The 8,527-nt window shown below is 58.9% G+C and carries 8 protein-coding genes and 1 pseudogene; 3 read left to right on the top strand and 6 right to left on the bottom strand.

Features of this window, described 5'->3' with window-relative positions:
• Positions 1-56: 56 nt before the first annotated feature.
• Positions 57-245: pseudogene (locus tag AW06_RS20650) on the top strand (ISNCY family transposase); the annotation flags it as partial.
• Between the two features lie 491 nt (positions 246-736).
• Positions 737-979 (top strand): hypothetical protein, encoded by a 243-nt coding sequence (locus AW06_RS13425; RefSeq protein WP_034950992.1) that lies wholly within the window; start codon positions 737-739, stop codon positions 977-979.
• 57 nt (positions 980-1,036) lie between these two features.
• On the opposite strand, the gene AW06_RS13420 is transcribed toward AW06_RS13425, so the two are convergent.
• Positions 1,037-3,262, bottom strand: coding sequence for a hypothetical protein (locus AW06_RS13420; RefSeq protein WP_034950990.1), 2,226 nt, complete (start codon positions 3,260-3,262; stop codon positions 1,037-1,039).
• Between the two features lie 167 nt (positions 3,263-3,429).
• On the bottom strand, positions 3,430-3,999 hold the full coding sequence (locus AW06_RS13415) for a plasmid pRiA4b ORF-3 family protein (RefSeq protein ID WP_034950988.1): 570 nt from the start codon (positions 3,997-3,999) through the stop codon (positions 3,430-3,432).
• A 297-nt stretch (positions 4,000-4,296) separates the two neighbouring features.
• Here AW06_RS13415 and AW06_RS20645 point away from each other — a divergent pair, with 297 nt between their 5' ends.
• Positions 4,297-5,199: a DUF4399 domain-containing protein gene (locus AW06_RS20645; RefSeq protein WP_273704676.1), complete on the top strand. Its 903-nt coding sequence runs from the start codon at positions 4,297-4,299 to the stop codon at positions 5,197-5,199.
• 276 nt (positions 5,200-5,475) lie between these two features.
• On the opposite strand, the gene AW06_RS20640 is transcribed toward AW06_RS20645, so the two are convergent.
• From AW06_RS20640 to AW06_RS13390, 4 genes are all read right to left on the bottom strand, one after another.
• A complete protein-coding gene (locus AW06_RS20640) occupies positions 5,476-6,021 on the bottom strand; it encodes a DUF4157 domain-containing protein (RefSeq protein ID WP_273704675.1) in 546 nt (181 codons plus the stop codon).
• Positions 6,022-6,264: 243 nt separating this feature from the next.
• Positions 6,265-6,573, bottom strand: coding sequence for a hypothetical protein (locus AW06_RS13400; protein WP_138678818.1), 309 nt, complete (start codon positions 6,571-6,573; stop codon positions 6,265-6,267).
• A 77-nt stretch (positions 6,574-6,650) separates the two neighbouring features.
• On the bottom strand, positions 6,651-7,652 hold the full coding sequence (locus AW06_RS20635; protein ID WP_273704674.1) for a DUF4157 domain-containing protein: 1,002 nt from the start codon (positions 7,650-7,652) through the stop codon (positions 6,651-6,653).
• Between the two features lie 246 nt (positions 7,653-7,898).
• Positions 7,899-8,522 (bottom strand): carboxypeptidase-like regulatory domain-containing protein, encoded by a 624-nt coding sequence (locus tag AW06_RS13390; protein WP_034950986.1) that lies wholly within the window; start codon positions 8,520-8,522, stop codon positions 7,899-7,901.
• Between the last annotated feature and the right edge of the window lie 5 nt (positions 8,523-8,527).

Genomic DNA, 8,527 nt, shown 5'->3' with positions numbered 1-8,527 from the left:
ACAGTCCCTATTGACCCTGAAATTTCCGCAGAAGGCTTCTTGTCGAGCGTCTGCGGGCCCAAGGTCGGGCGATCCTGGCGATCGACGGTTTGCAGCCGGATACGGGCCAGGAAGTATTGTGATTGTGGCTCATCCGGGAAGTGTTGTCGCGAGAAGCGTGCTTGGCGCGGGCCCTGGTGTCTTCGGCCAGTCCGGCGTTGGCCAATCTCCTGCGAGAGGTCAGCGCCGAATTGGGCGTACCGGTGCAAGAGCGAATCAGTGCCATCCACTAAAGCCTGGAAGAGAAAGCGTGCGCTGACCGGTGTCGACGATTTTTACAGTCTCGCGACCAATCACCGCAAACCTGAATTTCGGAATTTCGAAATTTCCTCACGTAGAACAAAAACTTCATCAATTTCTGGAAGTTATTGTAAGGAGTTGACTCTCGGTCTGCTTCTTGCTTTGGTTATTCTGGATAGTTTCCAGTGTCCCAGAGTGTATCAATTTTACGTCAGTCACTACGAAAAAAGCCTTCAGTTTCTCATCGAGGTTGACAACGCCCCCCGGAAACGGGGAACAATATTGCGACGGTACATTGTGTTAGATCGCATCGTTAAAGTGGTTTATGATGGTTGAGGGCATGGGGTTCGTGCAGATCAACTCAGGAATCGCTTCAGGAACCAGGCCAGGTCAGCGGTTGCCAATGGATCGACTGTGCAGCCACGGCCTGAGACACGCTCCTCAAGGAGTGAAGAACATGAATCTCCCGGATGATCCCACGCTCCGCTTCCTTCCCGGTCTTGAAATCTCCTTCTCGGAGACAGAATTTCTGCGCCAGCAAGTTGCCGAGATCGAAGCGTATGTGGAGCGCTTTCCATGGGATGAGAGGGAACTCCGCGCATTGGCATGGATCGAGGCCAATGCCAGTCAATATCGACAACAGTGGCAGATACGGACGGCCACAAGCAGACATCATCGGCAAACCACACCCCAGGGGTGATGATCCTGATGGCCCTTTCCGGGAGAGGCATTCGCACCGCTATCGAAGCCCGATCCTTCAGGGTCGAAACTCGAACGACGGTTGCGTAATGTCTGAGATCAGGTTGAGCGGCGTCCCCGGTTCAACGAATGCGCCCAGCCAGCGATAGGTGCCTGTCGGCTCGCTGCCGTTGAAAGTGTAACTGAAGATTGGTCCAGCGAATGGACTGATCGGCCAACTGTCCAACAGCGGCTGCACCGTCTTGACGAAGTTCAATGCCCCCAACCAGAACAGCGTCTTGCAGAAATTCGCCGTGCACCCGGGAGCTTGCAGCGCGATATAAACATCGCCACTTGCCGGTGTCGTCCCCGGAATCACGCGCGCTGACAGCGTAACCGTGGCTCCGGTTCGCACCGTCGCCGGACTGATGGACAGCGACAGAGCGGGCCGCAGAAGATCGATGAGAGGGTCGCGATACTGCGCGAAATACACCCAGGCGGTTGGCGAAACACCGGCCATGGTCGTATTCCATGGCGACAAGGGGCCGCCATACCAATGATCCAGCGCGCCGGGAAAGGCGCCAGCGTAGCTGGCTGTGGACGGAATCTGCAGCGAAGATATCTGCTGCAGGACGAAATCCGCATCGTGGATGCCGGCAGCCGCTGCCTGCGCGGAGAATTCGACTGCAGGCGTGTAGGGTCCGGCGATGTCACCGTACCCATAGCGTGTTGCGTCGAACGAGTTGACGCGCAGGATGGAGGCTGCATAAGCCTGAGCGTCCAGCGCCTCCTGGGTCTTGCCGATCGCGCGTAGAAAAGTCGAGCCCCAACTACCGCTGACGTCCATCGCGCTGGCCACGTCAGCAGGCAGAACGCCAGACTTCATGCGTCGCTGGACGGCATCCCAACCAAATCGAAAAATGGCGCTGCCGAGCAGCGATGCTTCCTGCAAGCGTCCCGCAGCGCGCAGGCCAAAGTAAGCCGAGATGTTTCCTTCGATGCCCAATGAAATCAGGTTTGGATACGCCGCATTGCGGCCAAGCTGGCCGATCAGCCACGCAGCCCCACGATCGATCGCGTTATCGAGCGCAATGGTATCCGTGTGCAGACCACTGTTGCGAAGTTTGTTGAGCGCAATCAGCACCCATCCGACGTTGCCGGCCCATTCGCAAGTGTCGATGTCCTGTACCAGTGTTTCATTGCCATCGCAGGGAATCGGCTGGGACGCGCGATCGGGACCCCTGAGTATCCCGGTCTGCGGAACATACGTCGACAACCAAGCCCCTGCCTGGACCCTGCCGGCTGGAATCTGCAAGGCGATCAGCCGGGCAGCCAGCTTTCTCGCGGCATCGAGGAAAGCCGCCTTTCCTGTCTCCTGGTACTCGTAAACGAACACCAAGAGCGCTTCGGCCTGGGCGTAGCTGTTGAAGTTTGGGACCGTCTCGGGAAACCACGCCGGCAACAGATCCTTGCCCGCTGCTGACGGCACGACCTGTGCCAGCAGCGCATCGGCGGCTTTACTGCGCACCGTCGCGTCCCGAGTGACGGCTGCAAATCCGCTGGCGGCGGGCAAGCGGTGGGCACCACCCGGCTTCAGGTCGACCGCCGCAAACTCGTCTAGGTAGAGGGTTCCGGCATGCTCTTCCACACCAGGGTCACTCGATGGGTTGTCCGCGACTTCGCAGCCGGCGCAACGGACGATGGCAATCTCGAAACCCGTCACTCTGCTCAGGTCGATCGCGCGGTCTGAGGTCAGTTCCCGCAGGTCGAGGTAGATTGTTCTCCATACCGGCAGGTCAGTCATGCTTTTCAGGGCGACGGCAACCAGGCCACTCGCGTCCTTGAGCTTCACTTCGAGCGTATCGTGCGCACGCAGGTTGGAGCCGCGCATTGCCAGCCGCAGGTGGGTGTATCGGCTAAGATCGCGCGCCTGGGCCAGGTTCCTTTGCAACACGACCCAGCTTTGCCCGGCGTTCTGGCTGCCGGGGGGAGCGACATTCCGCAGATCGTAATCCACTGCCAGAGCCGTACCGTTGCAGCCCGCAACCGTACGCAACGTCGGCCCGGGAATCGACACATCGGCCGTACAGCAATTCTCCCACGGCGTATCGAAGTCATCCAGGACGACATCAACCCGCCCGTCCCCACAGCTGATTCCCCATTCCAGAACAGGCCGGGCAGCACTGGGCGATGTCGCAAGTATCAGCAGACAGGCCGCCACCGCCAGCCGCGAACGCGCCCGCAACACCGGCGAAAAGACCTTCGATGAGCCCCGCCGTCCAATCCAATCGAATGGCTTCTTCATAGACGTTAGACGTGCACTCCCTCGACGGTAAACATTCGACCATAGGCGCCCGGACTGGCTGAACAACCGCGCGCCGGTGTAGTCGGGGGAGCCGCAGCGATCGGCCAGCGTTTCATGGAGCTGCTGGAAAGGTACAACCTGTCCTGATGGGGGTGCTGGACCGTCAGCTAATCGTGCGCGTCAGCAAGGCGTGCATTGATTCTATTGATGTCGAAATGCTCCGGATCAAATTTTTCGCCGATCCACTCCTTGTAGTCCTCATGTTCCGGGTGTTCTGGATCGGCCATCGCAGCCAAGAAACCCGCGTAGCCCCAGACGCCGCCAACATCTTCCGGCGGACACGCGCGGACGCCTTTGATGCATTGGGGCAGAGTGATTGCCGGATCAGCGGGCAGGATTTTCTCGAGGTCGATCTTGTGCTCCCAACAATCGCCAAAATCATACTCATAGACCATCGAATTTCTGACGTTGATCAACAAGCGGTCGAGGTGGACCTTGAGCTCGTCGACCACCTCGAAGCCGGCATCCAGGCCGGGATCCCCGTAGCAATTGCCCGCCACCACAAACTGATGCAGGTGACAGTTGTGCCAGCCCATGGCCGCTTGCAGCACCCGGTGCAGTCGCGCCAGGGTGATCGAAGACGGCACCAACAGACGCCGCCAGATTGGCGGCCGGCTGTTCTTGAGGGTGACCTTGATCTGATAGATCTTCTCAAGCGAGCTTGTCGGCGTTGTCATTCAGCATTCTCCGGTGATTACACTCGACGCACGGACGATGGACTATAGCATGCCGTTGCAAGCGACTTCCAGTACGTCAAGAAGCTCGAAGCTCAACGCGGCCCCAAAGCATCGCCCATCGATCCGATGGCCGTCTGGCAGCGATGCCTGCACCCCTTGTGGCGGTTCTCGATTCGAGCCAAGGCTCTTCGTATAAAGTAAGATTTTTCGACATCGATGCCAGTCTGCCGATGCTCGGGATCACGGATGCAGTAGAATCTGCCATCTAACAGGATGGCTTGCCTTGAAAGGTCTGTGATGCGTGCATACAAGGTTTTTCCTGCTCTGGCGCTGCTGATGCTGTTCAACATGGTCATCGCCAAGCCTTTGCCGGAGGATCCGCTTGAGCGCCGCTGCTGGTTACAATATACGGCCGAGCGAACTTCGCTGAGTCTGTTTGCCGAGTCCACACCAGTGACCTTCTCTAATCTTGTGGACGGATTCCAGGTACGCACGCCATTCTGGATAGAATTCGGCATCCGCGGCATGGGGGTAATTCCTGCTGGCCACAAAAGGGAAAAAAGCGGTCATCACCACTTGTTGATCGATACGCCTTTGCCCCCCTCAGTTGCTGACCCCATCCCCTTTTCTGACAAGTATCGGCATTTTGGCAAGGGGCAGACCGCCACCCTTCTCGATTTACCGCCCGGTCCGCATACCCTGCGCCTGCTTTTTGCCGATTATGACCACCGCCCGTACTACGTATTCAGCCGGCAAATCACCGTCAACGTCATCGCCAATCGCACGCAATCCGCTCCGCCCAGGATCGACCCCGAACGATTCAGCGAAACCTGCCCGAAATGGTATCAGGATCAGGTTTCGACCCCTCCGAGCGAGAGCAAACTGGTCTATGTCAAGAATATTCGCGATGGCGAGAGTGTCGATAGTCCGTTCGTGATCAAGCTCGGGGTCATCGGCCTGGGCGTGGCGCCGGAAAAAACCTCGATCCCGGACACCGGCTATTTCGTGTTGAATATCAGGAAGAATCGATCAGCGCCGACGCGCATGCGCCTGAGTGATGGCCAGACCGAAGCGATCCTGGATTTGAGCCCCGGCGAGTATCAGCTGGAGGTTTTGTTCCTGGCAAGCGATGGGCAGTTGTTATTGAAGAATCAACTGACACTGACCGTGGCCACGCAGGTGCATCTGCCACGCAAGTGACTTCGATTGCCCTGATGCTCTTGCAGGAGAGTCCAGGGCAAGCGCATTACGGGGTGTTGACGTCGATGGTTCCGGTCAAACAACAGTTCGGATTGGTATTGTTGGATCGGATCTCGAAGTAGTAGTCGGAATCTTCGTCAGCTCCGACCAGACCGCTTTATCTGCTGTACCCACGTTGAAGGTCTTCGTACCCTCATTGGCATCCCACAATACGCTGCGATGACGGAATAAAGTCATAAAAAACTGGCTGCCCGACCCGCAGCTTGCCGGTCTGTCTCAATGAATATTGGTGCTGATCGAAATCTGTGTTTCGCCCGTGTTCAAATGCATGAAGCCACTGGGTGGGCTTCTGAGGAAAGGGTCAGAACTACCACAAAGGAAATTGATGATGGCGGTGCGAATCAGCCGACGCATGATCATCGGACCAGGCGAACCTGCCGTCAGCGCTGCGCCGGCCTGACCTGCGGCACCCTGCTGGATGGTATGCGCCAACTCATGCACCAACAGATTCCGCCCATCGGATGAAGCGGCCTTGCAATGGAGATCGCCGATGACAATATGGCGTCCCAGCGTAAAGGCCTCGGCTTGCAGGGAAGCGGCCAGGGCCTGCGCCTGTGGTCCGGTATGAATCCGCACCTGCGAAAAATCGGCGCCCAGGCCCGGTTCAAAACGAGCACGCAGTTCAGGATCGAGGGGCTTGCCGTTCATCAAGCCGATCTCGGAGTCACCGGTCCGGATTTGCGGACCCTCCTCTGCCACCGACTCCGCTTTTTCGGTTGCCGAAGCAGAAGCCGGCAAGCCCGTCGCGACCTTTGCCGCCATCCGCTCGGCTTCCTGCTCAAGGAAGCCCCCAGGCTCGCTGATGTTAATCTGGGCCAGATTCGTAGCGCAGCGTGGACAACTGCCACCGCAGGCGCATCACGACTTCGCTGGCGACAAGGGAATGGCTGACGCTGGCGGAGTGTTCCTTCCGCGCTGCGCCTGCGCCAACTTGGAGAGGCTGGTTCTTTCAATCATTCGCATGTTCTGCTCCCATCCATCTGGGCCAAGCCGCTTGATGGCCGTCTATGTTCGGACGACCCGGCAATCCGTTCGGGAAAACTCGCGCGCAGCCCGCAGCAGTCCCTGCGCTCGTTTGATCATGGCCTTATTCTGAATGGCTTGCCGAGCGAGGGATTCATCGGCATGGCCGGGGTCGAAAACGCTGACCAGAAACTGTACCTCCGCGAAGTAAGCCGGCGTCATCGAGTCGAGCAGATCCTCTTCGGCGATCAGCATCATTGGTCGTGTCTGACTTGGAACCAGACGTTTGACCGACAAGATGTCTTCCAGCCGGTAGACATACCAGAGAGAATCAGCATGGCGGCGAATCATATAGTCCCCGATCCTGCATTCCAGGCATCCTTCAGGAAAAGCCGAGTACCTGGAAGTCACGGCAGGCAGCGCATCGCTCAGGAACATCCTGCGCAACTGATGATTTCGCTCATGTTGCTGCGAACCTTGTAGAGCGGGCGTCCTGCGGCAGTGGTGCCGGGGTTGTCGTCGGCATCAAGGGCGCGGTCTCTGGACGCAGGCCGAAAGCTAGGGCCAGTACCGGGGCCGTGTATTGGACGCGGTCCGTTCTTGCTGAGGACATCGCTGGGGTCGTTACCCAGGGCATCCATCCGGCCTCCGACGATATGAAAATCTCGCCAGGTCGGATTGATGATGGTACCCAGATCGTCCTCGGTGCGGATGTCGTACTGCCAAAGCCAGAATTTCACTTGACCGGCCTTGCAATTGCCCACCGGGCAAACCGGGTTGATGAAATTCGCCGCCATTTCGGTATATACGGCAGACGGTGGCGAGGTAAATCGATAGGTGCGTAGCGCCAGGCCGGCACAATTGTAGGTACGCCGGTCAATCGACGCATTGTATCCGGGATAGCTGCTGCAAGAGGTGCCCGGAGATCGCATGATCTGTCTCGACAAACGGCCGTCGGATTGCTGCACCACATGGGTAAGCTCATGAGCGAGCAGGCGCTGCCCTGCATGCGAAGACGGTTGATACTGGGACTGGGCAAAAAAGATGTCGCTGCCGACAGTGAAAGCACGTGCATTGACTTGCTGCGCGAGGCCGCTCGCCTGCTCGTCGCGGTGCAAGCGAACCGCGGAAAAATCCCGGCCAAAGCGACTTTCCATGAACGCGCGTGTCGCTGTCGGCAAGTGCTCGCCACCGCTGTGGACAGCCTGCTGAAGGGTTCGCTCATATTGAGGCGTCACGGCATCGGCTTCTGCGGTGGCGCTGCGTTGCAGGTTCTCGGGTTCGGCAACTTCGGGCTGTTCGGAACTGGACGTGCCTTCGGCCGGGAGAACGCTGTCCAACACTTCGTCCGGCTCAAGCACCTTGCGGGAGAGTTTCAAGTGCATGCCTGGTGAAATTGCGTGCACCGGATCATTCTGGCGGCCGCTCATCACCAAATCCGCAACACGATCGGCTTCCCGTTCATAGTGGTCGTCCGGGGCGCCTATCTTGAGGCTGGACTGGGCCTGACAGCGCGGACAAGACCCTCCGCAGGCACAGGTCGACGCACTCTGACGCATGATCATGGCTGCTCGCGATGGCGTCGCTACCGATCCTGTCGGGGAAAGCCACGCAGTGCCTGGGAGGGACGGCTTCTTGTGCATTGACGTTAACATGGCTGGCTACCTCAATATGTATCACCGTTGAACAGGACGCAGCCGCAGCTTCTCCAGTTCGCTCGGCTGCAACCGCGTTTCACTGACCTTCACCTCGCCGCTCGCCAGCGTAAACGCTTGCGCCGCGACCGGCACGAGCTTGCCGCTGGCGCTGCCGACCTGCAAGGTCAGCTTGCGCCCGGCACCGATAGCGTCGACCTGTGCCGGCTGCAGAATGAACGCGAAGTAGCCGGAGTCGTCGGTCTCCACTGACGCTACGCCCACCACCGGGGCGCCTTTCTCGTCGACCAGCGTCACCGCCACATGCGCAGTCGCCCTCGCCGACTCGTCGGTGATGCGGCCCTGCAGCAGGGTCTCGCTCTTGGTAATCGGCGGCACGCGGATGTTGGCAATCTCGCTCTCGATCTCAAGTGCAGCGGCGCGGCGCAGGATCGTGTCGCTGCTGTTCAGGTAGTGCGCCACACGCGGATCGTCGCCCGCCAGCTCGCTGAGGCGGCGCGCCTCGGCGACGGCGAGCAGGCGGGCGGCGAGTTGCACGTCGCGGACCATGCTCAACAGTTCGCTGCGCTGTTCCTGCAGTGTCTCGAAGAGGCCTTCGAGGTCGCTCTTGTAACTGTTCTGTCCGGTGTTCAGTATCAGGGCCATGGTGT

This window comes from Candidatus Accumulibacter cognatus (assembly GCF_000584975.1).
Classification (GTDB): Bacteria; Pseudomonadota; Gammaproteobacteria; order Burkholderiales; family Rhodocyclaceae; genus Accumulibacter; species Accumulibacter cognatus.
This window is presented reverse-complemented; position numbering and strand designations above follow the sequence as displayed.